Origin of the sequence: Vibrio sp. 10N.222.52.B7, from assembly GCF_041474275.1 — a bacterium.
In the GTDB taxonomy this organism is placed as follows: Bacteria; Pseudomonadota; Gammaproteobacteria; order Enterobacterales; family Vibrionaceae; genus Vibrio; species Vibrio crassostreae_C.
Map to the genome: position 1 here is coordinate 1 of NZ_JBFRTU010000762.1, position 281 is coordinate 281.

The 281-nt window shown below is 45.2% G+C and carries 1 protein-coding gene; it reads right to left on the reverse strand.

Annotated elements, in window-relative coordinates; genetic code table 11:
- Nucleotides 1–281 (reverse strand): hypothetical protein (locus tag AB4512_RS25180; RefSeq protein WP_372176185.1); only part of this gene is annotated, 281 nt, incomplete at both ends.

Sequence of the window (281 nt, forward strand, 5' to 3'; positions counted from 1 at the left end):
ACACCATTTGATACTGTGATGGTCAGAGAGTTAACTGTCTCCTTGCCAGTAGCACTATTGCCTTCACCCGTGATTAACTGACCGTCTTCAACGCTATCTCCAAGAACAAGCTCAAGATTAAGATCCGTGGCGATGTCTTCTTGAATCGTTGTCGAATCCGTGGCAACGGTGATGTCATCCACAACAGGCAAGACTTGAATACTAATAGTTTGAGCTGTCGTTACCGTCTCACCATTACACGGTGAGGTTTCAATCGTCTCTATCGTGAAATCAATACACCC